Consider the following 25,155-nt stretch of genomic DNA (forward strand, 5'->3'; position numbering starts at 1 on the left):
TAACCCACGGCGATGGCCGGTCACAGCCAGTCGTCGGGACGTGGCCACGGCATCAGCGCGGACAGGGCGTCCCGGGCCGGCTCGGTGACGGCGTACCGGCCGCGGTGGAACAGCAGCGGCCGCGCGTCCGACGGCGTCCCCAGCGCCGTGACCCGGCCGATCACGACGTAGTGGTCGCCCGCCTCGTGCACCGCCTCCAGTTCGCAGTCGATCCAGGTCAGCGCGCCGTCGAGCAGCGGCGCCCCGGACGGCGCGGGTGTCCAGCCGACCCGGGCGAACTTGTCCTGGCCGCGGGCGCCGAACACCGCGCTGACCTCCTGCTGGTCCTCGGCCAGGACGTTGACCGCGAACCGGCCCGCCGCGGCCAGCACCGGCCACGTCCGCGACGTGCGGGCCGGGCAGAACAGCACCAGGGGCGGGTCGAGCGACAGCGCGGCGAACGACTGGCAGGCGAACCCGGCGAGGGTGTCGCCGTCGCGGCCGGTGACGACGGTGACGCCCGTGCAGAAGTGCCCGAGCACGCTGCGGAACTCGGTCTCGTCGACCGCCACCGAGGTCATGATCCCGGGGGCCGCGCGCCGACCGAGAAGTCGTGCCCCCACAGCGAGACCGCGGTGCTCTCGCGGGCGATCCAGTTGTCGTCGTCGACCTGGCGGCCTTCGCAGCCGAATTCGACGTCGAAGCCGCCGGGGGTCTTCATGTAGAACGACAGCATCAGGTCGTTGACGTGCCGGCCGAGGGTGGCCGACATCGGCACCTTCCGCCGGATCGCGCGGTCGAGGCACAGGCCGACGTCGTCGGTGTTCTCGACCTCGACCATCAGGTGCACGATCCCGCTCGGCGTCGGCATCGGCAGGAACGCGAGGCTGTGGTGCCGCGGGTTGCAGCCGAAGAACCGCAGCCACGCGGGCGGGCCGTCGGCGGGCCGGCCGACCATCTGCGGCGGCAGGCGCATCGAGTCGCGCAGCCGGAAGCCGAGGACGTCGCGGTAGAACCGCAGCGACGCCTCGTCGTCCTTGGTGGACAGGACGACGTGGCCGAGGCCCTGCTCGCCGGTGACGAACGTGTGGCCGTACGGGCTGACGACGCGCCGGTGCTGCAGGGCGACGCCGTGGAACACCTCCTGGGTGTTGCCGGACGGGTCGTCGAAGCTGATCAGCTCGTCGACGCGCCGGTCGGCCAGCTCGTCCGGGGTGCCCTCCTTGTAGGGCGCCGACGCACTGTCCAAACGCGACCGCAGCTCGTCGAGCTCGCCCGCGTTCGCGACCTCCCAGCCGGTGACGGCCAGCCGGTCCGCGTCACCCGGGGAGATGACCAGGCGCGCCGGGAAGTCGTCCATGCGGAGGTAGAGCGCGTCCGGGTTGGTGCCGCTGCCTTCGACCATGCCGAGCACCTTGAGCCCGTACTCGCGCCAGGCCGCCATGTCGGTGGCTTCGATGCGGAGGTAGCCCAGTGACCGGATGCCCATCAGGAACTCCCGAGGAAGTCGAGGGCCAGCCGGTTGAACTCGTCGAACTTCTCCAGCTGGGCCCAGTGCCCGCAGCCGCCGAACACGTGCAGCTGCGCGCGCGGAATCGTCTTCAGCGCGAGCAACGCGCCGTCGAGCGGGTTGACGCGGTCTTCGCGTCCCCAGATCAGGAGCACGCGCTGGCGCAGGCGGTGGGCCTCGCGCCAGAGCATGCCTTCTTCGTACGTATCGGGCTGCGCGAACGACATCCCCATGGCGCGCATGGCGGCCAGCGACTCCGGGGTGTTCGCGGCGGCGAAGCGGTCGTCGATCAGCTCGTCGGTGATCAGGCCCTGGTCGTGGACCATGATCCGGAGGAACGCCTCCATCCGCTCGCGCGAAGGCGCGGCCGCGAACCGGCCGAGGTTCTTGACGCCTTCGGTCGGGTCGGGCGCGAAGACGTTGACGCTCAGCCCGCCCGGCCCCATCAGCACCAGCCGCCCGGCCCGCTTGCCGTGGTTCAGCGCGAGCCGCACCGCCGCCCCGCCGCCGAGGGAGTTGCCGACGAAGTGGGCGCGTTCGATCCCGAGCGCGTCCATCAGGCCGACGACGGCGTCGGCGCTGTGCCGGAAGTACTGCGGGTGCTCGGCCGGCTTGTCGGAGCGGCCGAAGCCGGGCTGGTCGACGGCGATCGTCCGGTAGTGCTTGGCGAACTCCGGCAGGTTGCGCCCGAAGTTGCTCCACGCCGACGCGCCGGGCCCGCCGCCGTGCAGCAGGATCACGGTCTCGGCGTGTTCCGCACCGGCCTCGTGGTAGTGCAGGTTCAGCGAGCCCGCCTGGACGTACTTGCCTTCCGGAGCGGCCATCAGTACATCGCGTTCTCGACGGGCAGCCCGAAGGCGCCGGTGCCGAACATGACGTACGCGCGCTCGGCGTCGTTGGCCGCGTGGACGCGGCCGGCGTGCGCGTCGCGCCAGAAGCGCTGGATCGGGGTGCCGCGCTGGATCGCGCGGCCGCCGGAGTTCTCGAAGAGCCGGTCGATCGCGGAGATCGCGCGTTCCGTGCCGCGCACCTGGTCGCGCCGGACGCGCAGCCGCAGGTCCACCGGCAGCCGTTCTTCACGCTTGGCGAGCTCGTACAGGTCGTCGATGTTGCGGGTCAGCTGCAGCCACGCGGCGTCGATCTCGCTGGCCGCCTCGGCGATCCGCACCTTGGCGAACGGGTCCTCTTTGGACTGCTCGCCCGCGTACGCGGCCCGGACCCGCTTGCGCTGGTGCTCGACGTGCGCGTCGTAGGCCCCCTGGGCCATGCCGATGATCGGCGCGGTGATCGTGGTCGGGTGCACCGAACCGTACGGGAGCCGGTACAGCGGCCCGGGGTTGACGGCCTGGCCCGGCACCTTGCACTTCGACGTCGCGATGAAGCTCAGCGCCCGGTGCTGCGGCACGAAGACGTCCTCGACGACGATGTCGTTCGAGCCGGTGCCGCGCAGGCCGACCGTGTCCCAGACGTCCACAATGGAGTAGTCGGCGATCGGCAGCAGGTAGGTGCAGAAGTCGACCGGCTTGCCGTCCTTGAACGCCGGTCCCCCGAGCAGCACCCACGTGCAGTGGTCGCAGCCGGAGGAGAAGCTCCACCGGCCGGACAGCCGGTAGCCGCCGTCGACGACCTCCGCCTTGCCCATCGGGGCGTACGACGAGGAGATCCGCACGTCCTCGTCCGCACCCCAGACCTCCTGCTGGGCCTGCGCGTCGAACAGCGCCACGTGCCACGGGTGGACGCCGAGGATGGAGGCGACCCAGCCGGTGGACCCGCACGCGCTCGCGATCAGCTTGACCGCGGTGTAGAAGCTCACCGGGTCGGTTTCGAAGCCGCCGTGGGTTTTCGGCTGCAGCATCTTGAAGAACCCGGTCTCCTGCAGGGCCTTGACGGACTCCTCGGGGACGCGCCGCGCGTCCTCGGTGTCCTGGGCCCGTTCCCGCAGGACCGGCAGGAGGTCCCGGACCCCGGCGATCACCTGCTCGCTCATGCGCGCACCTCGCTGACGCTCGGCGCGGCCTGAGCCGACCGCGCAGTGTTGAATTGTTCGCTCGCAGGCTCGCTCACGCGCAATCCTCTCTCGATTCGCTCCCCCCAGAGACTAGAACACGTTCTCGTTTTTGTCGAGAACGCCCTGCGCCAGAGCACTGTTGATCCCCGCCCTGCGGCCGGAAAACACGCAGTCGGCCAGGGAGAGACCGCTCACGTAGGACCTGGAACAGATTCCCACGGCGGTGCGGCCGGCCGCGTACAGCCCGGGGATCGGCTCCCCCGCCGTGCTCCGCACCGCGCCGGTGTCCTCGTCGACGGCCAGGCCGCCGAGGGTGAGCATCGGCGTCGGGTAGCCGAGGTTGGGCCGCACGGAGATGTCGATGAGCGAGAACGGCGGGTTGTCCAGCCGCCGCGCGAACTCCACGGGCTTGCCCATCGGATCCTCGGCGCCGTGGTAGGCCTCGACGCTCGCGCGCAGCCCCTGGGGATCGACACCGGCCTTGCGCGCGACCTCTTCGACCGTCGTGCCGAGCACGCGGCCCCGGCGCAGCAGGTACCGCAGCTGAAGCCATTGGAACCACTGGCTTTGCTTCCGGCCGTCCCGGCGCGCCTCCGCCACGATCGGCGCGTCGACGAGGAGCCAGCCCCGGCTCCCGTGCTCCTCGATGAGCTTCTCCCCGACGGCGGCGCCGTACCGGGACTCGTCGATGACCCGCCGCCCCTCGGCGTCGACGATGATCCCGCCGAGGAACGCGCTGGGCGGCGTGACGAACCGCCACGCGGAGATCCGGCCCAGCTCGGCGGTGGCGCCCCCGGCTTCGACCCCCATCCGGATGCCCGAACCGTCGTCGGCGGACGTGCCGAGCGCGAGCCCGCCGCGGTACCGCGGCGCGTGTTCGCGCACCATTTCGCGGTTCGCGATGAACCCGCCCGCGGCGAGCACGACTCCGCGCCGGGCGGATATCCGCAGCTCACGGCCGTGCGCGCGCTCGAAGCGCTCGACCCGCCGGTGCAGCGACCGGCGCAAGGACGGGACGTAGATCCCGGGCTTCGCGGCGTACTGCGCGAAGCGCTGGTGGCGGGCGCGCACCCCCGCGGACGCGTCCTTGAGCGTGTCGGCGACGAGCCCGGTGACGCGGCCCCGGTCGTCGCGGACCAGGGCGCGCGCGGTCGTCTGCGTCAGCACGCGGATGCCGCGCTCGCGCACGGCCGCCTTGAGCCGCGCCATCAGCATCTTCCCCGAGGTCCCGGGCCCCTTGACGCGGTGTCCGCGCGGAGCCGGCTTCGCCGCGTCGCGGAAGCCTCCGGCGGCTTCGCTGCCGGAGTAGTAGAGGTAGTGCTCGTCGCTGGGGTACGACGTCTTGTACGGGCAGAGGCTGCCCTCGAAGGGGACCCCGTTGGCCTCCAGCCAGGTGATCATCTCGGGGCTGCCCTCGCAGAACCGCCTCAGCGTCGCCTCCGAGACGACGTCCCCGGCCTCGAGCCGCAGGTAGGCGTACATCGCGTCGACGGAGTCGTCGACGCCCGCGTCGAGTTGCTGCCGGGTCCCGCCGCCGGCGTAGACGACGCCACCGCTGACCGCGCTGGCGCCCCCGCCGGCGAAGCGCTCGACGATGACGACGTCGGCGCCCGCGTCGGCCGCTTCGAGGGCGGCGCAGGCCCCGGCCGCCCCGAACCCCACGATGACCACGTCCGCGAAGAGCTCGTCCATGGTCGTTACCCTAGAACTGAAACACGTTCTCGTCTATGGTGGCCGAAGCGGCTCCCAACTGGATACTCATTTCGTGGAACACGTTATCAATCCGGCCGAAAGCAGGCGGACGCGGACCTGCTCACCGGCAGCCGATCCGCCGTGGCTGCCGGCCGGATCGACAACAACGACTCTGTACAGGTGAGGTGGCATGACGGAGCAGTTCGACGTCGTCGTGGTCGGCAGTGGCGCCGCCGGGATGACCGCCGCGCTGGCCGCGGCCCACGGCGGCCTGAGCGTCGTCGTCCTGGAGAAGGCGGCCTGCTTCGGCGGCTCGACCGCGCGCTCCGGCGGCGGGGTCTGGCTGCCCGGCAACCACGCGCTGCGGGCCGCCGGGATCGACGAGCCGCCGGAACGGGCGCGCGAGTACCTGGCCTCGATCGTCGGCGACGTCGTGCCGGCCGTCCGGCGCGACACGTTCCTCGCGCACGGGCCCGAGGTGCTGAAGTTCGTCTGCGACCACACGCCGCTGAAGTTCCGCTGGGTCCGCGACTACAGCGACTACCACCCCGAGGCCCCCGGCGGGCGGCCCGGCGGCCGGTCGGTCGAGCCGATGGCCCTCGACGGCAAGCTGCTCGGCGACGAGCTGGCCCACCTCGAACCGCCGTACAGCGCTCCCCCGCTCGGCGTCCCGATCACCCAGGCGGACTACCGCTGGCTGAGCCTGCTCGCCCGGCACCCGCGCGGCACCGTGCGCCTGCTGTCCCTGGGCCTCCAGTGGCTGGCCGGGCGCCTGCGCGGGCAGCGGCTGCTGAGCATGGGGCAAGCGCTTGCGGCCGGGCTCCGGGCCGGGCTCGCCCGGGCCGGTGTCGAGGTACGGCTGAACACCGCGTTGACGGATCTGCGGGTCGACGGCGACCGCGTCACCGGTGTCGTCACCGGCAACGGCGTCGTCCACGCACGCCGGGGCGTGATCCTCGCCAGCGGCGGCTTCGAGCAGAACCTCGAGATGCGCGAGAAGTACCAGCGGGCACCGATCGGCACGGACTGGACCGTCGGCGCGGCCGCCAACACCGGCGACGGCATCGCCGCCGGCCTCAAGCTGGGCGCGGCCCTCGACCTGATGGACGACGCCTGGTGGGGGCCGTCGCTGCCGCTCACCGGCGGGCCGTGGTTCGCGCTGGCCGAGCGGTCGCGGCCGGGCTGCATCATGGTCGACACGCGCGGCGAGCGGTTCGTCAACGAGTCGGCGCCGTACGTCGAAGCCGTGCACGCGATGTACGGCGCCGGGGACGGGCCGGGCGAGCACATCCCGACCTGGCTGGTGTTCGACCAGCGCAACCGCGACCGGTACATGTTCACCGGTGTCGGGCCGCGCCAGCCGCTGCCCGGCCGCTGGTTCAAGGCCGGGATCGCGGCGAAGTCGGCCACCCTGGGCGGGCTGGCGGCGAAGATCGACGTCCCGGCCGAAGCGCTGGAAGCCACGGTCGAGCGCTTCAACGGCTTCGCGCGCAACGGCGTCGACGAAGACTTCCACCGCGGGGTCAGCAAGTACGACCACTACTACGGCGACCCGCGCAACAAACCCAACCCCAGCCTCGGCCCCCTGGACAAGGCCCCGTTCTACGCGGTGAAGATCGTGCCGGGCGACCTGGGCACCAAGGGCGGGCTGCGCACCGACGAACACGCGCGGGTGCTGCGCGAAGACGGTTCGGTGGTGCCCGGGCTGTACGCCGCGGGCAACGTCAGCGCGGCCGTGATGGGCCGGACGTACGCCGGGCCGGGCGCGACCATCGGCCCGGCCATGGTGTTCGGCTACCTTGCGGCGGCGCGGCTGGCGAACGAAGATCAAGGGACCACGGGAGGGCAGCGATGACGCAGGATTCGGTACGCACCATCTACGCCGGTGAGCCACCGACCCGGTTCGCCCGCGGCTGGCACTGCCTGGGCCTGGCCCGGAACTTCCGCGACGGGAACCCGCACGCCGTCACGGCGTTCGGCACGAAGCTGGTCGTGTTCGCCGACTCGAAGGGCGAGCTCAACGTCCTCGACGGCTACTGCCGGCACATGGGCGGCGACCTCACCCAGGGCAGCGTCAAGGGCGACGAGGTCGCGTGCCCGTTCCACGACTGGCGCTGGAACGGCAAGGGCAAGTGCGTCGCGATCCCCTACGCCAAGCGGGTTCCGCTGCGCGCGCGGACGCGGGCGTGGACGACGCTCGAGCGCAACGGGCAGCTGCTCGTGTGGCACGACCCCGAGGGCAACCCGCCGCCGGACGAGGTGACGATCCCGCTCATCGAGGCCGCCGACAGCCCCGAGTGGAGCAACTGGACGTGGGACTCGATCTTCATCGACGGCTCGAACTGCCGGGAGATCATCGACAACGTCGTCGACATGGCCCACTTCTTCTACATCCACTACGCCTACCCGACGTACTTCAAGAACGTGTTCGAGGGTCACATCGCCACGCAGTACCTCAACACCAAGGGCCGCCCGGACATGGGCATGGCGTCGAACTACGGCGGCGAGGAGAACCTGCTGCGGTCGGAGGCGTCGTACTTCGGGCCGTCGTACATGATCAACAAGCTGGTGAACTCGTTCCAGGGCTACGAGATCGAGAGCGTGCTCATCAACTGCCACTACCCCGTGACGCCGACGTCGTTCGTGCTGCAGTACGGGATGAAGGTGCGGAAGCCGCCGGGGATCTCGGACGAGCACGCCGACAAGATCGCGGCGAAGCTGGCGAAGGGCATCGGCGCGGGGTTCCTGCAGGACGTCGAGATCTGGAAGCACAAGACGCAGATCGACAACCCGCTGCTGTGCGAAGAGGACGGTCCGGTCTACCAGCTCCGCCGGTGGTACCAGCAGTTCTACGTCGACGTCGCCGACGTCACCGAGGACATGACCCAGCGCTTCGAGTTCGAAGTGGACACTTCGAAGGCGAACGAGGCGTGGGCGGCGGAGGTGGCGGAGAACCTGGCCCGTCAGAAGACCGAGGCGGTGCCCAATGGGGGTGCAACCCCCATACCCAGCCCGGAGGGCTCCGCCCCCCGGACCCCCCAAGGAGCCGGGTGGTGACCACCGCCGAGACCGCCGAGTTCCTGACCGGCGGGCTGCGGCCGCACGAGTGCCGCAGCTGCGGGACCTGCGTGCTGGTGAAGAAGAACAGCATCCAGCACACGAGCATCCAGTGGACGTCCCGGCCCGCCGACAGCTGCCCCGTGTTCGCCGACGCCGACGCCCCTTCGGCGCTGCTCGACACCTGCCCGAAGCTGACCGACAGCATCTCCGACGCGGTGCGCGAAGGCACGCTGGGGGTGGCCGATGGCTGAGCGGGTCTACACGCTGACGGTCGCCGACGTCGTCGTCGAGACCCCGGACGCGCGCTCGGTGGTGTTCGAGATCCCGGCCGAGCACGCGCCCGCGTTCCGCTACGCGGCGGGGCAGTTCCTCACCCTGCGGATCCCCAGCGAACGGACCGGTTCGGTGGCGCGGTGCTACTCGCTGTCGAGCGCGCCGCACGAGAACCGCGTGCAGGTGACGGTCAAGCGGACCGACGGCGGCTACGGCTCGAGCTGGCTCTGCGAGTCGCTGAAACCGGGGATGACCCTGGACGTGCTGGCACCGGCGGGCGTGTTCTGCCCGTCGTCGGTCGACGAGGACTTCCTCCTGTTCGCCGGCGGCAGCGGCATCACCCCGGTGATGGCGATCCTGAAGACGGCGCTGGAGCAGGGGTCCGGCCGGGTCGTGCTGGTCTACGCGAACCGCGACGAGCGTTCCGTGATCTTCGCGGGCGAGCTGGCTTCGCTGGCGAAGCGCTACGGCGACCGCCTGGTCGTCGTGCACTGGCTGGAAAGCGTGCAGGGCCTGCCGGACGTCTCGCAGCTGCGGGGCCTGGCGTCGGCGTACACGTCGTTCGAGGCGTTCCTGTGCGGCCCGGCGCCGTTCATGGCGGCGGTGCGGGAGGCGCTCGGGCAGCTCGGGGTGCCCCGGAACCGGGTGCACGTCGAAAAGTTCACCTCGCTCTCGGGGAATCCGTTCGAGGAGGTCGCGGCCGTCGAGGAGGAACCGGCCTCGGACGCCGCCCCGGCGTCGCTGACGGTGTCGCTCGACGGCGAGACGCGGTCGATGGCGTGGCCACGGCAGCGGAAGCTGCTGGACCACCTGCTGGAGCAGGGCATGGACGCGCCGTACTCGTGCCGCGAGGGACAATGCAGCGCGTGCGCGTGCCGGATCGTCTCGGGTGAGGTGAAGATGCTGCACAACGAGGTCCTGGACGCCGAGGACATGGCGGACGGCATCGTGCTGGCCTGCCAGTCGCTGCCGGTCACCGACGACGTCTCGATCAGCTACGAATAGGAGCACCCGTGCCCATCGATCCCGCCGTCGCCGTCGGTGCCGAGATCGGCGAGGTGAGCTTCGCCTGGACGTCGTCGGACGTGCTGCTGTACCACCTGGCCCTGGGTGCGGGCCCGGACGAACTGCGCTACACGTACGAAAAGGACCTGGTGGTGCTGCCGACGTTCGCGACGGTGGCGGCGAACCTGCGCGTGTTCGACCCGCCGGCGGTGTCGTTCCCGGGCGTGGAGATCGATCTGGCGAAGGTGCTGCACGGCAAGCAGGAGATCACGCTGCACCGGCCGCTCCCGGCTTCGGGCAAGGCGGTCGCGCGGTCCCGCATCGCCGACGTGTACGACAAGGGCAAGGCGGCGGTGGTGATCCAGGAGGTCACGGTGACCTCGTCTTCCGGTGATCCCCTGTGGACGGCCCGGTCGAGCATCTTCGCCCGCGGCGAAGGCGGTTTCGGCGGCTCGCGCGGTCCCTCGGACAAGCTCGAGTGGCCGTCCCGCGAACCGGACGCGGTGCTGGAGACGCCGACGTTGCCCCAGCAGGCCCTGCTGTACCGCCTGTGCGGCGACCGGAACCCGCTGCACGCGGACCCGGCGTTCGCCGAGGCGGCCGGGTTCCCGCGGCCGATCCTGCACGGGCTGTGCACGTACGGCATCGTGGCCCGGGTCCTGACGAACGAGTTCCTCGACGGCGATCCGGCCCGGGTCGGGTCGTTCGCCGCCAAGTTCGCCGGCGTGGTGTTCCCCGGGGAGACGCTGCGGACGCGGGTCTGGCGGGAGGACGGCCGCCTGCTGGTCACGACGTCGGCGGCGGAGCGGGACGACGCTCCGGTGCTCGCGGACGCGGTCCTGTCCACGCTCTGAACGCCCCGGCGGCCGCCCGCTAACGTAGGTGGGGAGACCTCGGGAGGACGGAGCACGATGCCGGAATACTTCGTGGTGCGGGGCACGGTCGAGCCGGGCGACCAGCGGGGGCGCGAGCTGGGCTTTCCCACGGCCAACATCGCCCTCCGCGACCAGGACGGCTCGGTGGGCGACGGGGTGTGGGCGGGCTGGGCCGAACGGGCCGACGGCACCCGCGTCCCGGCGGCGATCTCGGTGGGCCGGCGCCCGACCTACTACGGCGCCGACGGCTACCGCCTGCTGGAGGCCCACCTCCTGGACTTCACCGGCGACCTCTACGGCGAGACGCTCGTGGTGTGGCTCGGCGCCCACCTGCGCGACCAGCAGGCGTACGCCTCGGCGGAGGACCTGATCACGGCGCTGAAGAACGACATCGCGGCGGCGACCCAGTGGACGACCGGCCACCCGGCCGCGACGCTCCCGGCCCCTGGGGACAGCCCGCTCGGCGAGGTCCGGCGGATCGACGGCTGATCTCACCGCCTCCGTCACCCCGTCGTCGCCGCGGCTCCCGGGACAGCCCGTCCGGCGGATCGAAGGCTGATCTCACCGCCTCCGTCACAGGGCCGACGCGAGCAACGTGTAGCCCATCCCCGCGCCCATCACCGCCCGGCACACCGCGCGCGAGACGCCCCCCGCCGGGGGCGTCTCCGCTCCGCGCACCGCGACCACGCCCGTGCGTGCCGCGTCGAACACGAAGTACGCCGCCGCGACCACCGCGACCAGCGGCAGAGCCAGCCGGGCGTCCATGGTGGACATCGTCAGCCACGGCCCGTGCACCCCGCCGCCGTGGGGCATCGCGGTGACCATGTAGAACATCGCCGCCGCGGCCAGGGCGTGGTGGGCGCACCCCGAGCCACCCCGCCACCACGCCACGGCGAACCAGCCCGCCGTCAGCACGAGCACGGCCTGCCAGCCCGCCGCCGGGATCGGGCCGCCGACCGGGGAGACCATCGCCACCATCGCGACCACCAGCAGCAGCTCGGCCAGGTCGCCGTGGCGGACGCCGTGGCCCAGGCGCGCGTAGTCGAGGCGGACGAGCCGCAGCACGCACGGCAGGACCAGCGCCGCGAACACCGCGGTGAGCGCCCAGTCCACCAGCATCGCGGCGCGACCTCACTCTCCGTCGTGGATGGTGTCTCCACCGTGACACCCACGACGGCCGCGCACCAGCCGTCATTGAGGTGACCCGGTCGCCTCACCCGTCAGGAGGAGTCCGCTCGTGGGAACGCCGGTGCCCGCCGTCACCAGGACCCGCGCCGCACCGCCGACCTGGTTGACCGCCGTGCCGCGGACCTGGCGCACGCCCTCCGCGATGCCGTTCATGCCGTGGATGTACGCCTCGCCGAGCTGGCCGCCGTGCGGGTTGAGCGGCAACGCGCCGTCGAGCTCCAGCGCCCCGTCGGCGATGAAGTCCTTCGCTTCGCCGCGGCCGCAGAAGCCCAGCTCCTCCAGCTGCATCAGGACGTACGGCGTGAAGTGGTCGTAGAGCACCGCGACGTCCACATCGGACGGTCCGAGGCCGGACTGCGCCCACAGCTGCCTGCCCACGACGCCCATCTCCGGCAGCGCGGCCAGGTCGTCGCGGTAGTAGCTGGTCATCACGTACTGGTCCGGCCCGCTCCCCTGCGCCGCCGCCGCGATCACCACCGGCGGCCGAGCCAGGTCGCGGGCCCGCGCCAGGCTCGTCACGACGAGCGCGACCCCGCCGTCGCTCTCCTGGCAGCAGTCGAGCAGGTGCAGCGGCTCGGCCACCCAGCGTGACGCCTGGTGCTCCTCGAGGGTGATCGGCCGCCCGTGGAACCACGCGTTCGGGTTGGTCGCCGCGTGCTTGCGGTCGACCACCGCGACCCGGCCGAAGTCCTCGCTCGTCGCGCCGTAGTCGTGGAGGTACCGCCGGGCGACCATGGCCACCGTCGCGGCGGGGGTCGCGATGCCCATCGGGTAGTGGAACGCGTTGTCCACGCCGGACGAGTTGACCTGGCCCGCGGCCGCGGACGACACCTGGCCGAAGCGGTGCCCGGACCGTTCGTTGAACGCCCGGTAGGCGACGACGACGTCCGCGACGCCGGTCGCCACCGCCATGGCGGCCTGCTGCACGGTCGCCGCCGCGGCGCCCCCGCCGTAGTGGATGCGGCTGAAGAACTTCAGCTCCGGGATGCCCAGCTCGCGCGCGACCGCGATCTCGGCGTTGCCGTCCATCGTGAACGACACGAGCCCGTCCACGTCGGACGGCTTCAGCCCGGCGTCGGCGAGCGCGTGGGAGATGCATTCGGCCGCCAGCCGCAGTTCGCTGCGCCCGGAGTCCTTCGAGAACTCCGTCGCGCCGATCCCGGCGATGGCGGCCCGGCCCGAGAGGGTCACGGCAGGGTCACCTCCACGGTTCCGGCGACGTGCTCGCCGAGCGAGTCCACCCCGGACACCGCGACGACGACGTCGCGGCCGTCGGCCGAGACGACGCGACCGGTGAACGTCAGGGTGTCGTAGGCGTAGCAGGGCACGCCGAGCCGGATCTTGATCGACCGGATCAGCGCCTCGGGCCCGGCCCACGCCGAGACGAACCGCTGCACGAGGCCGGTGTCGGTGAGGATGTTGAGGAAGATGTCCTTCGAGCCGCGCTCGACGGCCGCGTCGCGGTCGTGGTGCACGTCCTGGAAGTCGCGGGTGGCCAGCGCCGTGCTGACCACGAACGTCGGCGTCGCCTCGATCGTCAGCGGCGGCAGCTCGGTCCCCTCGGCGACGGCGGTCATCGGGCCACCTTCCACGCGGGCAGCGTCAGGTCTTCGTCGACGCGGACGAACGCCGCCACCACCGGGAGCCCGATGTGGACCTCCTCCGGCGCGGCGTCGAGGAGCTCGGCCATCACGCGGACCCCTTCTTCCAGCTCGACCAGGGCCACGACGAACGGGAGCTCCTTGCCCGGCACGGGCGGGTGGTGGTGCACGACGTACGAGTACACGGTGCCGCGGCCGCTCGCCACGACGTAGTCCGGCTTCGTGTCCAGCGAGCCGTCCGGCGGCATCGGCCCGGGCGGGTGGCGCAGGGTCTCGCCCCAGCGCTGGATCCGCAGCTCGCCTTCGCGCAGCCCGTCCCAGAAGAACCCGGTGTCCCGGCTGATCACCGGCCGCAGTACGGGCGCGGGCGGTGGTTTCGGCGCCGGCGGGCGGAACTTCAGCACGCGGAACACCATCTCGGCCACGGCTTCGGACCCGACGGACCACGTCGTCCGCGTCGTGACGAACCAGCCCTCGCCGAGCGCGGTCTTCTTCGGGCCGGCGACGCTCTCCAGCTCGGTCGTCGCCGCGACGTGCTCCCCCGGCCGCAGGTACCGGTGGTAGGTCTGCTCGGAGTTGGTGGCCACCACCGAGGTGAACCCGGCCTCGTCGAGCACGGCCATCATCGCGCCGAGCGGGTCGTCGTCCGCGCGGGTGCCGTGCAGGCCGTTCATCGTCCACACCTGCGCCATCGCGGGCGGCGCGACGAGTCCCTTGTGGACGCTCGAGGCGGCGAACTCCGGATCGGTGTACACCGGGTTGGCGTCGCCGATCGCCTCGACCCAGTTGTGCACCATCGCCTGGTTGACGGGGTCGCGCGCCAGGCGCGGCGAGGACTTCCCGCGGGCGGCGATCTCTTCGGCGGCTTCTTCGATGGTCATCGCGGCACCCTCGGCAGGCCCAGGCCGATCGACGCGATCAGCTCCCGCTGGATTTCGCTGACCCCGCCGCCGAAGGTCAGCACGATGTTGCGCTTCGCGGCGACGTCCAGCCATTCCGCCAGCTCGGCGGTGTCCGGATCGGCCAGGTCTCCGTGCCGTCCGACGAGCTCTTCGAGGTCCCGGCCGATCCGCTGGATGATCTCGGAGCTGAACACCTTGGTCGCCGACGCGTCGGCGACGCCCACCGGCGCGCTCGCCGAGGACACCGCGACCTGCCAGTTCAGCAGCTCGTTCACCCGCGTCACCGCCATGGCCTCGGCCAGCACGGCCCGGACGTCGGCGAGGTCCAGCAGCCCGTGGGCGGCGGCCCACGCGCGCACGCGGTCGTACAGCCCGCCGATCCGCCCGGCCGGGCCGAGCATGACCCGCTCGTGGTTGAGCTGCGTCGTGATCAGCCGCCAGCCCGCGTTCTCCTGGCCCACCAAGCGGTTCACCGGCACGCGGACGTCCGAGTAGTACGTCGCGTTGACGTGGTGGGCGCCGTCGCAGGTGATGATCGGCGTCCACGAGTACCCGGGGTCGCTCGTGTCCACGATGAGGATCGAGATGCCCTTGTGCCTCGGCGCGTCCGGCGCGGTGCGCACGGCGAGCCAGAGGTAGTCCGCGTCGTGCCCGCCGGTGGTGAAGATCTTCTGGCCGTTGACGACGTACTCGTCGCCGTCGCGCACCGCCGTCGTCCGCAGCGACGCCAGGTCGGTGCCCGCCTCCGGCTCGGTGTAGCCGATCGCGAAGTGGATCTCGCCGGCCAGGATCTTGGGCAGGAAGAAGGACTTCTGCTCGTCCGTGCCGAACTCCTGCAGCGTCGGCCCGACCGTCTGCAGCGTCACCGACGGCAGCTGGACGTCGGCGCGCGCGGCCTCGTCGACGAAGAGGTGCTGTTCGATCCCGCCGAAGCCCTGCCCGCCGTACTCGACCGGCCAGCCGACGCCGAGCCGGCCGTCGCGGCCCATCCGGCGGACGATCTCGCGGAACACCGGCCCGTGCCGCTCGCGCCGCATCGCCCGGCGTTCTTCGTCGCTGATCAGCCCGGCGAAGTACGCCCGCAGCTCGGCGCGCAGTTCCCGTTGCGCCGCGGTCAGTTCGACGTGCATCCGCTCACCTCGCCACTCGTTCGCCGAGCCTGCCGAGCCGGTGCGCGGCGCCGCCGAGCGCCCGGCCGAGATCCTTCACGTGCGACGAATACCGGTGCAGCGGATAGGTTTCGTCGACGCCGATGCCGCCGTGCAGGTGGTGGCAGACCGCGAGCGCCTTGGGTGCCTCTTCGGTGAGCCAATAGGCGGCGACGTCCAGTTCGGCGTCCGCGTCGAGCCCGGCGCCCAGCCGCCACACCGCGGACGTCACGGCGAGGTGCACGGTCCGCGCGGCGACGTAGACGTCGGCGATCTGGCCCGCCACCGCCTGGAACGTCGCCAGCGGACGGCCGAACTGCGTGCGCTCGCCCACGTGTTCCACGGTCAGCGCGAGCGCGCCGGCCAGGAGCCCGTCCCCGACCGCCAGCGCGCCGGCCAGGGCGAACCGGTGCAGCGCCGCGACGGCACCCCGGTCGAACAGGAGGTCGCTCTCCTCGACGGCGACGCCGGCCAGGCGCACCGTGCACTCCGGCGTGCCGGCCGCATTGCGCGTGGGCACGAGCGTGACGCCGTCGGCGTGCGGGTCGACCAGGTAGACGGCGGTGCCGTGCGGAGTGGACACCGGCGTGAGGATCCGGGTGGCTTCCGCCGCGTACGGGACGGCGGTCTTCACGCCGGTGAGCAGCCACTTCCCGTCGCCCGCCCGCGCGGTCGTCGCGGGCTCGGCGGTCAGCGGCGCGGACGGCTCGTGCAGTGCCGCGGTGAGCAGCGCCTCCCCCGCCGCGACCGGCGGGAGGAGTTCCGCGCGCTGCTGGGGCGTGCCCAAGGTCTCGATCGGCAGGACGCCCAGGGCCAGGGCGGCGTAGGCGGGCACCGGCGCGGCGGCGCGGCCGACCTCGGTGAGGACCTGCGCGATCTCGGCGACACCCAGGCCGTCGCCCTCCAGCTCCGGGGGCAGCGCGAGGGCGAGCAGGCCCGAGGACGCGAGCGCACGCCAAGGGGCGTCGTCCCCCACCCTCTTCGGGGGGTCCGTGGGGGCGGAGCCCCCCGGGCGGGGTTCGGGGGTCGCACCCCCGAAATCACCGAGCACCTTCGCGGCGAGGGCGGCGATCTCCGTCTGCGTATCGTCAAGGGTGAAGTCCACGCCCGTCCTCCGGATCGGCGCAATACTGAAACCTGTTCTAGTCTTAACCGGAAAGCCCCGGTACGGCAACCCCTCCCGGAGGAGCATCAGTGGCGGTGACCGAACCGGACGGCCCGCGCCGGCGCCGGCGGATCACCGTGCCGCCGACCGCGGGCGTGCCCGACCCGGTCCCCCTCGAGCTGCCCGGGCGCGGCCGGACCGTCGTCACCGACGTCGGCCCGCGGGACGCGCCCGCTCTGGTTCTGCTGCATTCGGTGGCCTGCACGGGCTTGCTGACCTGGTACCCGGCACTGGAACGGCTCGCGAAGCACCACCGTGTCGTCGTGTTCGACCAGCGCTGGCACGGCCGGGGCATCCGGTCCCCGGAGTTCCGGCTCGCCGACTGCGCCGGAGACGTCACGGCGGTCGCGGACGCCCTCGGCATCGGGCGGTTCGCGCTCGGCGGGTACTCGATGGGCGGGATGGTCGCCCAGCTCGTCGCCCACGACGAACCAGAACGTGTTACCGGATTGGTGCTGTGCTCGACCGCGAGCAACTTCCGCCGCGGGCTGCGCCAGAGCGTGGCGCTCGACGTGTTCGGCCGGACGCTGCGGCAGCTGCGCGAGCGCGTGAAGCTCCCGGTGGCGCCCGGGGCACCGCTGCGGCGCGTCGAGGACCACCGCTGGGGACTGCGGGAGTTCCGGTCGACCACGCCGTGGGAGATCGCGGTCGCCGTCGACGAGATCGGCCGGTTCGACTCGACGCGCTGGCTCCACACCTTGCGGGTGCCCGCGGCCGTCGTCGTCACCACCCGGGACCGGTTCATCGCCCCCGAGCACCAGCGGTCCCTGGCCCGCCGGATCCCGGGCGCCGCGATCTACGAGGTCGCGGCCGGGCACGCGGCCTGCGTGCTCGCCGCCGATCGCTGGGTGCCCGCCCTGCTCGCCGCGGTCCGCTCCCTCCGAGGAAGGAACTCATGATGGGACGCTTCAGCCTGCCCGAGCAGAAGCCCGGCGGCCTGGACTCGCCCGTGACGGCCAAGGTCATGAAGTACGCGGCGAAGGCCCAGGTGCGGGTCTTCAAGCTGACCGGCGGCCGGGTCGGCAGCACGTGGCGGTTCGGTGCCGGGTTCCGCAAGCCCGTGCCGACGCTGCTGCTGGAACACCGCGGGCGCCGGTCGGGCCGGCTGTTCACCACGCCGCTGCTGTACCTGCGGTCCGGTGAGGACGTCGTCGTCGTCGGCTCCCAGGGCGGGCTGCCGACGCATCCGCAGTGGTACTTCAACCTGCTCGCGCACCCCGGGACGCGCATCCACCTCAAGGGCCGCCGCGATGTGCCCGTCACGGCTCGCGTGGCCGATCCGGAAGAACGCGCCGGGCTCTGGCCGCGGCTGGTCGAGCTGTACGCCGACTTCGCGAAGTACCAGGCCTGGACCGAGCGGGAGATCCCGGTCGTGGTGCTCAGCCCGCGGCCTTGAGCAGCTCCGCGAGGGCGTCCGGGAGGGCGTCGGCGAGCGGCCACAGGTCCTTGACCAGCTCCCGCGCGCCGAGCAGGCCGACGTGCACCTTGCCGTCGTTGGACAGCACCGTGACGTTCAGCCCGGCGCCGTGGAAGACCGGGCCGAGCGGGTAGAAGCCGGTGATCCGCGCGCCGAGCAGGTACAGCGGCATCGGCGGGCCCGGGACGTTGGAGACGACCAGGTTGTGCACCACCGGGTGCTTCTCGGCGAGGCGCAGCGCCGAGTACGCGCGCACGGCGAGGCCGAACGCGGTCGCGGCGGAGAACTGCGCCCAGTCCTGCAGCATGTCGGCGTCGATGTCGTGGTGGTGGTCCTTGGACAGCCGGTTGGCCTCGGCGAGGAAGAACACCCGCGCGGCCGGGTCGGCCAGGTGCGTCGGCAGCGACGCGAAGAACGCCGAGACCTTGTTGCTGCCGTGCTCGCGTTCGGTCCGGTCGTGCACCGAAACCGGGACGGTCGCCACCAGCGGGTCCGCCGGCAGGTCGCCCCGTGCGGCCAGGAACTCCCGCACCGCGCCGGCGACGAGCGCGAGCACGACGTCGTTCACCGTGACCCCGAAGGCGTTCTTGACGTCCTTGATGTCGGCGAGGTCGAGCTGGGCGAAGGCGACGCTGCGGTGCCCGGTGATCGTGCCGTTCAGCGACGTCCTCGGCGCGGTGAACGGGATCGGCATCCCCTTGCCGCGCAACGCCTTCCCGACCCACCGCGGCACCAGCTCCAGCAGGTCCGGCAGCAGCCGGGCGACCTCGGCGGGCCGCCTCGCGATGCCCTGGACCCCGGAGCGGAGCAGGTCCAGCGGCGACGGCGTCGCGGAGTTGCGGCCCTCGGCGACGTCCGGCATCGGCCCGTCCGGCTCCAGGCCGGCCAGGTAGGTGATCAGGCTGGCGCCGCTGACGCCGTCGACGCTCGCGTGGTGCATCTTCAGCAGCACGGCGATCTGGCCGTCGGCCAGGCCCTCGATGACGTAGAGCTGCCACAAGGGGTGCGCGCGGTCGAGCTGCTGCCCGGCGATGTGCGCGCAGAGCTCGGCCAGCTCGGTGCGGTCGCCGGGGGCCGGCACGCCGATGCGGTGCACGTGGTGGTCGAGGTCGAACTCGTCGTCCTCGATCCACACGGGATGGCCGACGTTCCAGAGCGGATTGTGCAGTTTGCGGCGGAACGCCGGGATTTCCCGGACGCGGGCGTCGAGGTTGTCCTTGAGCTTCGCGAAGGTGTAGCCGCCGGGGACGGTCGAGCCGTCGAGGACGAGCAGCCCGCAGACGTGCAGGACCTGGGACGACGTCTCGAGGTAGAGGAAGCTCGCGTCGAGGCCGCTCAATCTCTGCATGCCGCCAGGGTAAGACACTTCCGGTGAGCGGCGCGTCACCCTACTCGCCGGTATCATCACGCTGGTGCAGCCGAATTTCCTGATCCGCCGTGCGGTCCAGCTCGGGCTCACCGCCAACGCGCTCCGCCCGCTGCGGGCCCGGTCCACCACGATCCCGGTGTTCTTCGCGGGGTGGCTGACCAGCGAACTCGCGCCCCAGTTCCTGGCTTTGACGGCCGCGGACTCGTTGGCCCACGTGGCCCGCCACGGCGTCCGCGACCGGTCGACGCAGGCCGGGCTCGCGATGGCCGCCGCGTCCGCCGCCGGGCTCGCCGCGCTGATCCGGACGGGCCACGGAGCCCGCGACGAGATCGAGGCGGCGCTGACCAACGCTCTGGGCGAGGACTACGCGGAAGAACTGGGGCGCTCCGACCTGGGCCTGCCGTGGGGCGAGCTGGCGCTGCCGTTCCGGATGGGCGCCCCGGACGTCCGGGTCGACCGCAACATCGCGTACGCCCCGGGCGGCAAGCGGTTCCTCCTCGACGTCTACCGGCCTTCGTCGCCGGTCACCGGTGCGCCGGTGCTGCTCCAGGTCCACGGCGGCGCGTGGGTGATCGGCAACAAGGAGGAGCAGGGCCGGCCGCTGATGCGCTACCTGGCCCGCCGAGGCTGGGTGTGCGTCGCGATCAACTACCCGCTGTCGCCGGCCCACCGCTGGCCGGCGCACATCGTGGCGGCGAAGCAGTCGTTGGCGTGGATCCGTTCTTCGATCGCTTCGTACGGCGGCGACCCGCGTTTCGTGGCGGTGACGGGCGGATCGGCGGGCGGGCACCTGTCGGCGTTGCTGGCGTTGTCCCAGAACGACCCGGCGTTGCAGCCCGAGTTCGAGGACGTGGACACGAGCGTCCAGGCGTGCGTACCGCACTACGGGGTGTACGACTTCGCGGCGACTTCGGGATCCCGGGCGAGCCAGTACCGCCTGGAGAGCCTGATCGCGCGGCGGGTGTTCGCGCCGGATCGGGATCCGGTGAAGCACTTGGACGACTACGTCGCGGCGTCGCCGTTGGACCGGATTTCGTCGGAGGCACCGCCGTTTTTCGTGATCCACGGTCGGGACGATTCACTGGTCCCGGTGCGGGAGGCGCGCGAGTTCGTCCGCCGGTTGCGGGAGAAGTCCCGCCAGCCGGTGGCGTATGCAGAACTGGCGGGGGCGCAGCACGCGTTCGACGTGTTCACGTCCGTGCGTTCGGCGCACGTGGTTCGCGGGGTGGCGCGGTTTCTGGACCACACGTACAACGCCTGGAAGGCGGAGAACCAGTAGCCGCAGTTCCGGCGGCCCGACGCGGGTCGGCGATCCGTTCGGGACCGGCCGATCCGGTGCTCAGGAGGTCCGGGCCGCCGGGCTCCGCGCCGGAACGGCAGCCCCGGCCGCTGCGCCAGGCCCGCCGCGGCCGGAATGTCGGCTGCCGGGCCTGCCGCGGTCAGTGGGCCGGGCCCGCCGGGCTCGGCGCGGGCGGAACGTCAGCTGCCGGGCCTGCCGCAGCAGGCCCGCCCCGGCCGGAACGGCAGCTGCCGCGGTCAGTAGGCCAGGTCCACCGGGCTTGCCGATGGGGGGCCGTCGAGGCGCCACTCCGTCCCTGATCGGACGAAGCGGTACCAGCGGGCGTCGCGGCCGTAGCGGAGCTGCAAGTCACCCTGCGTCAGGCGGTTGCGCCAGGCTCGGGGCGTGCCCGGGAGACCCGCGTCGGCCAGGACCGCCTGGGCCTCGGACAGCGGGCCGGGGCCCGGCTGCCACGTGTCCCGGACCGCGGCCAGGCCGCTGCGGCCCGCTTCGCGCCAGGCCTCGGCCCAGCGGACCAGCTCGCGCGGTGGCACGCCCGCGGCCGTGGCCAGGGTGGTCACCTCCGCGCCCGAGCGGCCCGCCGCGCGGCGGGCGAGGTCTTCCTCGAACGTCAGCTCCGCCGCCGTCACCCCGCCGAGCAGCAGGTCACGTGCCAGGGAGGCGGCGTCCGCCGCCAGCCCGGACAGAGCCGCCGCCGTCCAGCCGGTGCCCGGTGGCGGGTCGAGGTCCAGCACCGCCGGTGGTCCGGCGACCCGCGGCGGAGGCGGCAGCGCCGGGATCGCCCCCGGCCGCCGTGCGTAGGCCGCCTGTGGCGTCAGGCCCTCGTCCACCGGCTTCGGCAGCTTCGGTTTGTCCCCGCGCGCCGGCGATCGGCGGGCCCGCAGTTCGGCCAGCACGTCCGCGCGCGGGCGCCCGCGCAGCAGGAACAGCGTGAACGGGTCGCGGTCCACCTCGTCGGCGACCAGGTAGTACACCGCCGCGACGTGCTTGCACGGGTTCGCCGAGTCCGGGCACGAGCACCGCGGCCGCAGGTCGCCCGGCCCCGGCAGGAGGTCGACGTCCGCCTCGCGGGCTTGTTCGGTGAGCGCGCCCGGCAGCTCGCCGTCGAGCAGCGCCGCCGCGTGGCCGAGCTGCGTGCCGACCACGCCCAGCAGCGTGTCCCACTCGCCGTCGGTGAAGGTGCGCATCGTGATGGTCACCTTGTACGGCTGCGGCCGGCTGCCGCGCACCCGCGCGCTCACCGCCCCCGTGCCGACGTGCAGCTCGCTGACCGTGCCCTTCCGCGCGTACGTCCGTCCGCGGGGCAGCCGGTTCGGGTCGAGCTTCGCGCGCTGCTCCAGCGCGTCGACCCAGGCGCGCCCCCACCAGGTGGTGCCGAAGTTCCGCCGGGGTGGCATCACCCGCTCCCGAGCTTGACCAGGTCGGCGAGCTCGTCGTCGGACAGTTCGGTGATCCAGTCCTCCCCCGCCCCGACGATCGACTCGGCGAGCCCGCGTTTCTTCTCGAGCACCTGCGCGATCCGCTCCTCCAGGGTGCCCTCGGCGATCAGCCGGTGGACCTGGACGGGCCGGTCCTGGCCGATGCGGTACGCGCGGTCGGTGGCCTGGTCTTCCACCGCCGGGTTCCACCAGCGGTCGTAGTGGATCACGTGGGTGGCGCGGGTCAGGTTGAGCCCGACCCCGCCCGCCTTGAGGGACAACAGGAACACGGGGATTTCGCCGGCCTGGAACCGGTCGACCATGTCCTGGCGTTTCGCCGGCGAGCTTTCGCCCGAGAGCAGTTCGGTGGGCAGCCCGCGTTCCCGGAGGCGTCGTTCGAGCAGCCGGCAAAGCCGGACGTACTGGCTGAACACGAGGACGCTCTCACCCTCGTCGAGGATGACGTCGAGGAGTTCTTCGAACGCGGCGAGCTTGCCGGAGCGGCCGGTGAGCGCGCCGTGCGGTTCCTTGAGGAACTGGGCGGGGTGGTTGCAGATCTGCTTGAGCTCGGTGAGCAGCTGCAGCACCTGCCCACGCCGCTTGATGCCCTGCGTGGCCCGGATTTCGGCGAGGTTCTCCCGCACCACGGCCTCGTACAGGGTGGTCTGCTCGGCGGTGAGCGGGACGAACCGGTCGGTCTCGGTCTTGGGCGGCAGCTCCGGGGCGATGTCCGGGTCGGACTTGCGGCGCCGCAGCAGGAACGGGCGCACGGTGGCGGCCAGCCGCTCGGTGACGGCCTTGTCGCGGTCGCGCTCGATCGGCCGCGCCACCGTGCGGCGGAAGCGGTCGAGCGGGCCGAGCAGGCCGGGCGTCGTCCAGTCCACAATGGACCACAGTTCGGTGAGGCGGTTCTCCACCGGGGTGCCGGTGAGCGCGACCTTGGCCCGGGCGGGAATCTTGCGCAGTTCCTTGGCCGTGGCGGACAGCGGGTTCTTGACGTGCTGCGCCTCATCCGCGGCGACGAGTCCCCAGTCCACTTCGGACAACGTCTCGCGGTCGCGGCGCAGGACGCCGTAGGTGGCGAGGACGACCTCGTCGGAGGCGAGGTCGTCGAGGTGGCGGCCGCCGCCGTGGAACCGGCGGACGGGGATGTCCGGGGCGAAGCGGGCGAACTCGCGCTCCCAGTTGCCGAGGAGGGAGGTCGGGCAGAGGACCAGGGTGGGCCCGGCGCCGGAGGGTGGGAGCTCGGGACCGGCCGGTGAAGGCTCCGCGCCCGCCTCGGCGGGGATTCCGGCGCTCCGCACGACCGGACCAGGCGCGGCCAGGGCGGACTCGGCCGGGTCGGGTTCGGCGCCCCGCGGCAGCACCGCACCCGAATCCACAGCGGGCGAACCCGGCACCACCGCAGCGGGCTCGGCCGCATCCGGCTCGCCGACCCGCGGCAACACCGCACCCGAATCCACAGCGCCCGAACCCGGCACCACCGCAGCGGGCACGGCCGGGTGTGGCTCGCCGACCCGCGGCAACACCGCACCCGAATCCACAGCGCCCGAACCCGGCACCACCGCAGCGGGCACGGCCGCATCCGGCTCGCCGATCCGCGGCAGCACCGCACCCGATCCCAGGGCGCCAACCGCGGCGGGCTCGGCCGCCAGTGCGCGGCGGTGCAGGTGCAGGGCGATCAGCTGGATCGTCTTGCCCAGGCCCATGTCGTCGGCCAGGCAGGCGCCCAACCCCAGCCCGGTCATCGTCGCCAGCCAGGACAGCCCGGCCTGCTGGTAGGGCCGCAGCGTCGCCTGCAACCCCGGGGGTGGGGCCACCGAGGCCTCCGCCCGGTCGCGGATCCGCTCGGCCAGCCCGCCCAGGGCCGGTGGGGCCGCGAACTCGACGCGTTCGCCGTCCAGTTCCAGCTCGCCCGTGAGCGCGGCCGCCAGTGCCTCGCCCGCGTCGAGTTTGCGTGTCCTTCCCCGGACCCGGGCCAGCAGCTGCGGGTCGACCCTCACCCACTGGCCGCGCAGCCGGACCAGCGGCCGCTTCGCCTCGGCGAGTGCGGCGACCTCCGCCTCGGTCAGCTGCTCGCCGCCCAGGCTGAGCTGCCAGCGGAACTCCAGGAGGCTCCGCAGCGCGAACTCCGGCCCCGTGACGCTCGCCGGTGCCTGCGTCGCGCTCGCCTTCGCCTTCACCTCGCCCGCGAACAGCCCCTTCGACCAGAGCACCTCGATACCCGCGCCGCCCAGCTCGCGCGCGCCGTCGGTGAGCAGGTCGACCACCTCGTCGTCGGACAACGCCAGCTCCGCCGGCGCGGGCTGGGCCAGCACCCGGCCCAGCGGCGCCCACGCCCGCGCGCCACGGCGCAGGCCGAGCAGCAGCTGGGTCTCCACCTGGTCGCCGAGCCGGTTCAGCACCGCGTCCGGCGCGTCCCACAGCGTCGCCGCCTCCACCACCAGGCTCGCCTCCGCCATGCTGCGCACCGCCAGCACCCCGGCGAACGAGTCGTCGTCCCGGCCCTCGACCCGCAGGAGCACCTGCACCCCACGGGGTTCCCGGGCTTCCAGCTCGGCCAGCCAGGCGGCGCCGTCCGGGCCGAGCAGCGCCGGTTCGCGCGCCGCGAACGCCGGATCACCGGCCCCGACGGGCGCCGAAGGGCTACGCGCCAGCAGGTCCGCCGTCGCGTCCCAGAGCGCGCGCACCAGGGAGTCCGGCGAGTGCAGGCGGATGCGTTTCAGCCCGGTCAGCGGCAGCGCGTACGCCTCCGGTGGCAGGGCACCGGCCAGCCCGCGCAGCAGTTCCTCGTCGGCGGCGTCGAGCGGGCCGATCCGCCACGCGGCCGCCCCGGCGGGCGAGACGGCGGGCCGCAGCCGCCCCCGCGCGACGAGGTTCACCCCGGCGTTGACGGCGGCCGACCACGCCGCGACGGCCGGGCTGGCCTCCTCCCCCACCGCGAGCAGCCGCGGCAGCGCGCGTTCCAGCGGGACGAGCTCCGCCTCCACCTTCGTCCGCGCGAACTTCGCGCCCCGGGGCAGCACGAGCTCGATCGTGGTCCCGCCGGCCACGTCGTCGCCCCACAGGGCCAGCACACCCTCCCGCGGGGGATCCGCGGGAAGGTAGGTGGCCTGGGTGTCTGCGCTGAACTCCACGACCGCAACGCTAGAACACGACCCCGACAGTTTCGGCCGGGGCGGCGCGAACGGTCCTTTCGCGCCGCCGACGAACCCCGCCCGCCCGTGATCCGAGCCGCAACTCAC

23 protein-coding genes are annotated in these 25,155 nt (G+C 72.7%); 9 read left to right on the plus strand and 14 right to left on the minus strand.

Annotated features, from left to right (window positions below; translation table 11 throughout):
- Positions 1-20: 20 nt before the first annotated feature.
- The 5 genes from hsaB to ACH54P_RS15885 all read right to left on the minus strand — a co-directional run bounded on the left by hsaB (position 21) and on the right by ACH54P_RS15885 (position 5,189).
- Positions 21-560, minus strand: a complete 540-nt coding sequence (hsaB, locus tag ACH54P_RS15865) for a 3-hydroxy-9,10-secoandrosta-1,3,5(10)-triene-9,17-dione monooxygenase reductase subunit (protein ID WP_489913381.1) — start codon at positions 558-560, stop codon at positions 21-23.
- A complete protein-coding gene (gene hsaC, locus ACH54P_RS15870; protein WP_489913383.1) occupies positions 557-1,468 on the minus strand; it encodes an iron-dependent extradiol dioxygenase HsaC in 912 nt (303 codons plus the stop codon). Before hsaC ends, hsaB begins: the two co-directional genes overlap by 4 nt.
- On the minus strand, positions 1,468-2,313 hold the full coding sequence (hsaD, locus tag ACH54P_RS15875; RefSeq protein ID WP_489913385.1) for a 4,5:9,10-diseco-3-hydroxy-5,9,17-trioxoandrosta-1(10),2-diene-4-oate hydrolase: 846 nt from the start codon (positions 2,311-2,313) through the stop codon (positions 1,468-1,470). Before hsaD ends, hsaC begins: the two co-directional genes overlap by 1 nt.
- On the minus strand, positions 2,313-3,476 hold the full coding sequence (gene hsaA, locus ACH54P_RS15880) for a 3-hydroxy-9,10-secoandrosta-1,3,5(10)-triene-9,17-dione monooxygenase oxygenase subunit (protein WP_489913387.1): 1,164 nt from the start codon (positions 3,474-3,476) through the stop codon (positions 2,313-2,315). Before hsaA ends, hsaD begins: the two co-directional genes overlap by 1 nt.
- A 111-nt stretch (positions 3,477-3,587) precedes the next feature.
- Entirely contained in the window at positions 3,588-5,189 is a 1,602-nt protein-coding gene (locus tag ACH54P_RS15885) for an FAD-binding protein (protein ID WP_489913389.1), read from the minus strand.
- 190 nt (positions 5,190-5,379) lie between these two features.
- On the opposite strand from ACH54P_RS15885, the gene kstD reads away from it, so the two are divergent.
- The 6 genes from kstD to ACH54P_RS15915 are packed head-to-tail and all read left to right on the plus strand — an operon-like array spanning position 5,380 to position 10,891.
- Entirely contained in the window at positions 5,380-7,044 is a 1,665-nt protein-coding gene (gene kstD / locus ACH54P_RS15890) for a 3-oxosteroid 1-dehydrogenase (RefSeq protein ID WP_489913391.1), read from the plus strand.
- Positions 7,041-8,246: a 3-ketosteroid-9-alpha-monooxygenase, oxygenase component gene (locus ACH54P_RS15895; protein WP_489913393.1), complete on the plus strand. Its 1,206-nt coding sequence runs from the start codon at positions 7,041-7,043 to the stop codon at positions 8,244-8,246. The genes kstD and ACH54P_RS15895 overlap by 4 nt, the downstream gene beginning before the upstream one ends.
- A complete protein-coding gene (locus tag ACH54P_RS15900; protein ID WP_489913395.1) occupies positions 8,243-8,500 on the plus strand; it encodes a hypothetical protein in 258 nt (85 codons plus the stop codon). Before ACH54P_RS15895 ends, ACH54P_RS15900 begins: the two co-directional genes overlap by 4 nt.
- Positions 8,493-9,527, plus strand: a complete 1,035-nt coding sequence (locus ACH54P_RS15905; protein WP_489913397.1) for a 2Fe-2S iron-sulfur cluster-binding protein — start codon at positions 8,493-8,495, stop codon at positions 9,525-9,527. The genes ACH54P_RS15900 and ACH54P_RS15905 overlap by 8 nt, the downstream gene beginning before the upstream one ends.
- An 8-nt stretch (positions 9,528-9,535) precedes the next feature.
- A complete protein-coding gene (locus tag ACH54P_RS15910; RefSeq protein ID WP_489913399.1) occupies positions 9,536-10,381 on the plus strand; it encodes a MaoC/PaaZ C-terminal domain-containing protein in 846 nt (281 codons plus the stop codon).
- Between the two features lie 57 nt (positions 10,382-10,438).
- Entirely contained in the window at positions 10,439-10,891 is a 453-nt protein-coding gene (locus tag ACH54P_RS15915; RefSeq protein WP_489913401.1) for a riboflavin kinase, read from the plus strand.
- 84 nt (positions 10,892-10,975) lie between these two features.
- Here the strand turns inward: ACH54P_RS15915 and ACH54P_RS15920 are convergent, their stop codons facing one another.
- From ACH54P_RS15920 to ACH54P_RS15945, 6 genes are all read right to left on the minus strand, one after another.
- Positions 10,976-11,521, minus strand: a complete 546-nt coding sequence (locus ACH54P_RS15920) for a DUF5134 domain-containing protein (protein WP_489913403.1) — start codon at positions 11,519-11,521, stop codon at positions 10,976-10,978.
- 72 nt (positions 11,522-11,593) lie between these two features.
- Positions 11,594-12,781 carry a lipid-transfer protein gene (locus ACH54P_RS15925; protein ID WP_489913405.1) on the minus strand — a complete coding sequence of 396 codons (1,188 nt, stop codon included), beginning with the start codon at positions 12,779-12,781 and terminating at the stop codon, positions 11,594-11,596.
- Positions 12,778-13,167, minus strand: a complete 390-nt coding sequence (locus ACH54P_RS15930) for a MaoC family dehydratase (RefSeq protein WP_489913407.1) — start codon at positions 13,165-13,167, stop codon at positions 12,778-12,780. Before ACH54P_RS15930 ends, ACH54P_RS15925 begins: the two co-directional genes overlap by 4 nt.
- Entirely contained in the window at positions 13,164-14,072 is a 909-nt protein-coding gene (locus ACH54P_RS15935; protein ID WP_489913409.1) for a bifunctional MaoC family dehydratase N-terminal/OB-fold nucleic acid binding domain-containing protein, read from the minus strand. Before ACH54P_RS15935 ends, ACH54P_RS15930 begins: the two co-directional genes overlap by 4 nt.
- Positions 14,069-15,223 carry an acyl-CoA dehydrogenase family protein gene (locus ACH54P_RS15940; protein WP_489913411.1) on the minus strand — a complete coding sequence of 385 codons (1,155 nt, stop codon included), beginning with the start codon at positions 15,221-15,223 and terminating at the stop codon, positions 14,069-14,071. Before ACH54P_RS15940 ends, ACH54P_RS15935 begins: the two co-directional genes overlap by 4 nt.
- A 4-nt stretch (positions 15,224-15,227) precedes the next feature.
- Positions 15,228-16,346 (minus strand): acyl-CoA dehydrogenase family protein, encoded by a 1,119-nt coding sequence (locus tag ACH54P_RS15945; RefSeq protein WP_489913413.1) that lies wholly within the window; start codon positions 16,344-16,346, stop codon positions 15,228-15,230.
- Between the two features lie 89 nt (positions 16,347-16,435).
- Here ACH54P_RS15945 and ACH54P_RS15950 point away from each other — a divergent pair, with 89 nt between their 5' ends.
- Together ACH54P_RS15950 and ACH54P_RS15955 are read left to right on the plus strand one after the other, a co-directional pair.
- Positions 16,436-17,305 (plus strand): alpha/beta fold hydrolase, encoded by an 870-nt coding sequence (locus ACH54P_RS15950; RefSeq protein WP_489913415.1) that lies wholly within the window; start codon positions 16,436-16,438, stop codon positions 17,303-17,305.
- The gene (locus ACH54P_RS15955) at positions 17,305-17,802 is read left to right on the plus strand and encodes a nitroreductase family deazaflavin-dependent oxidoreductase (protein ID WP_489913417.1); all 498 of its coding nucleotides are present in this window, start codon (positions 17,305-17,307) and stop codon (positions 17,800-17,802) included. The genes ACH54P_RS15950 and ACH54P_RS15955 overlap by 1 nt, the downstream gene beginning before the upstream one ends.
- Here the strand turns inward: ACH54P_RS15955 and ACH54P_RS15960 are convergent.
- Positions 17,786-19,171 (minus strand): WS/DGAT/MGAT family O-acyltransferase, encoded by a 1,386-nt coding sequence (locus ACH54P_RS15960; RefSeq protein ID WP_489913419.1) that lies wholly within the window; start codon positions 19,169-19,171, stop codon positions 17,786-17,788. The two genes, ACH54P_RS15955 and ACH54P_RS15960, sit on opposite strands and share 17 nt — an antisense overlap.
- Positions 19,172-19,235: 64 nt before the next feature.
- On the opposite strand from ACH54P_RS15960, the gene ACH54P_RS15965 reads away from it, so the two are divergent.
- A complete protein-coding gene (locus ACH54P_RS15965) occupies positions 19,236-20,471 on the plus strand; it encodes an alpha/beta hydrolase (RefSeq protein WP_489913421.1) in 1,236 nt (411 codons plus the stop codon).
- A 257-nt stretch (positions 20,472-20,728) separates the two neighbouring features.
- Here ACH54P_RS15965 and ACH54P_RS15970 read toward each other — a convergent pair whose 3' ends face one another.
- Together ACH54P_RS15970 and ACH54P_RS15975 are read right to left on the minus strand one after the other, a co-directional pair.
- Positions 20,729-21,889 carry an SWIM zinc finger family protein gene (locus tag ACH54P_RS15970; RefSeq protein ID WP_489913423.1) on the minus strand — a complete coding sequence of 387 codons (1,161 nt, stop codon included), beginning with the start codon at positions 21,887-21,889 and terminating at the stop codon, positions 20,729-20,731.
- Positions 21,889-25,047: a DEAD/DEAH box helicase gene (locus tag ACH54P_RS15975; protein ID WP_489913425.1), complete on the minus strand. Its 3,159-nt coding sequence runs from the start codon at positions 25,045-25,047 to the stop codon at positions 21,889-21,891. Before ACH54P_RS15975 ends, ACH54P_RS15970 begins: the two co-directional genes overlap by 1 nt.
- Positions 25,048-25,155: the final 108 nt, after the last annotated feature.

This window comes from Amycolatopsis sp. N2S4-7, from assembly GCF_058119595.1.

Bases quoted from the DNA above. Each gene is read 5' to 3' on its own strand.
- hsaB (WP_489913381.1), bottom strand. From the start codon at position 560: ATGACCTCGGTGGCGGTCGACGAGACCGAGTTCCGCAGCGTGCTCGGG.
- hsaC (WP_489913383.1), bottom strand. From the start codon at position 1,468: ATGGGCATCCGGTCACTGGGCTACCTCCGCATCGAAGCCACCGACATG.
- hsaD (WP_489913385.1), bottom strand. From the start codon at position 2,313: ATGGCCGCTCCGGAAGGCAAGTACGTCCAGGCGGGCTCGCTGAACCTG.
- hsaA (WP_489913387.1), bottom strand. From the start codon at position 3,476: ATGAGCGAGCAGGTGATCGCCGGGGTCCGGGACCTCCTGCCGGTCCTG.
- ACH54P_RS15885 (WP_489913389.1), bottom strand. From the start codon at position 5,189: ATGGACGAGCTCTTCGCGGACGTGGTCATCGTGGGGTTCGGGGCGGCC.
- kstD (WP_489913391.1), top strand. From the start codon at position 5,380: ATGACGGAGCAGTTCGACGTCGTCGTGGTCGGCAGTGGCGCCGCCGGG.
- ACH54P_RS15895 (WP_489913393.1), top strand. From the start codon at position 7,041: ATGACGCAGGATTCGGTACGCACCATCTACGCCGGTGAGCCACCGACC.
- ACH54P_RS15905 (WP_489913397.1), top strand. From the start codon at position 8,493: ATGGCTGAGCGGGTCTACACGCTGACGGTCGCCGACGTCGTCGTCGAG.
- ACH54P_RS15915 (WP_489913401.1), top strand. From the start codon at position 10,439: ATGCCGGAATACTTCGTGGTGCGGGGCACGGTCGAGCCGGGCGACCAG.
- ACH54P_RS15920 (WP_489913403.1), bottom strand. From the start codon at position 11,521: ATGCTGGTGGACTGGGCGCTCACCGCGGTGTTCGCGGCGCTGGTCCTG.
- ACH54P_RS15930 (WP_489913407.1), bottom strand. From the start codon at position 13,167: ATGACCGCCGTCGCCGAGGGGACCGAGCTGCCGCCGCTGACGATCGAG.
- ACH54P_RS15935 (WP_489913409.1), bottom strand. From the start codon at position 14,072: ATGACCATCGAAGAAGCCGCCGAAGAGATCGCCGCCCGCGGGAAGTCC.
- ACH54P_RS15940 (WP_489913411.1), bottom strand. From the start codon at position 15,223: ATGCACGTCGAACTGACCGCGGCGCAACGGGAACTGCGCGCCGAGCTG.
- ACH54P_RS15955 (WP_489913417.1), top strand. From the start codon at position 17,305: ATGGGACGCTTCAGCCTGCCCGAGCAGAAGCCCGGCGGCCTGGACTCG.
- ACH54P_RS15960 (WP_489913419.1), bottom strand. From the start codon at position 19,171: ATGCAGAGATTGAGCGGCCTCGACGCGAGCTTCCTCTACCTCGAGACG.
- ACH54P_RS15970 (WP_489913423.1), bottom strand. From the start codon at position 21,889: ATGCCACCCCGGCGGAACTTCGGCACCACCTGGTGGGGGCGCGCCTGG.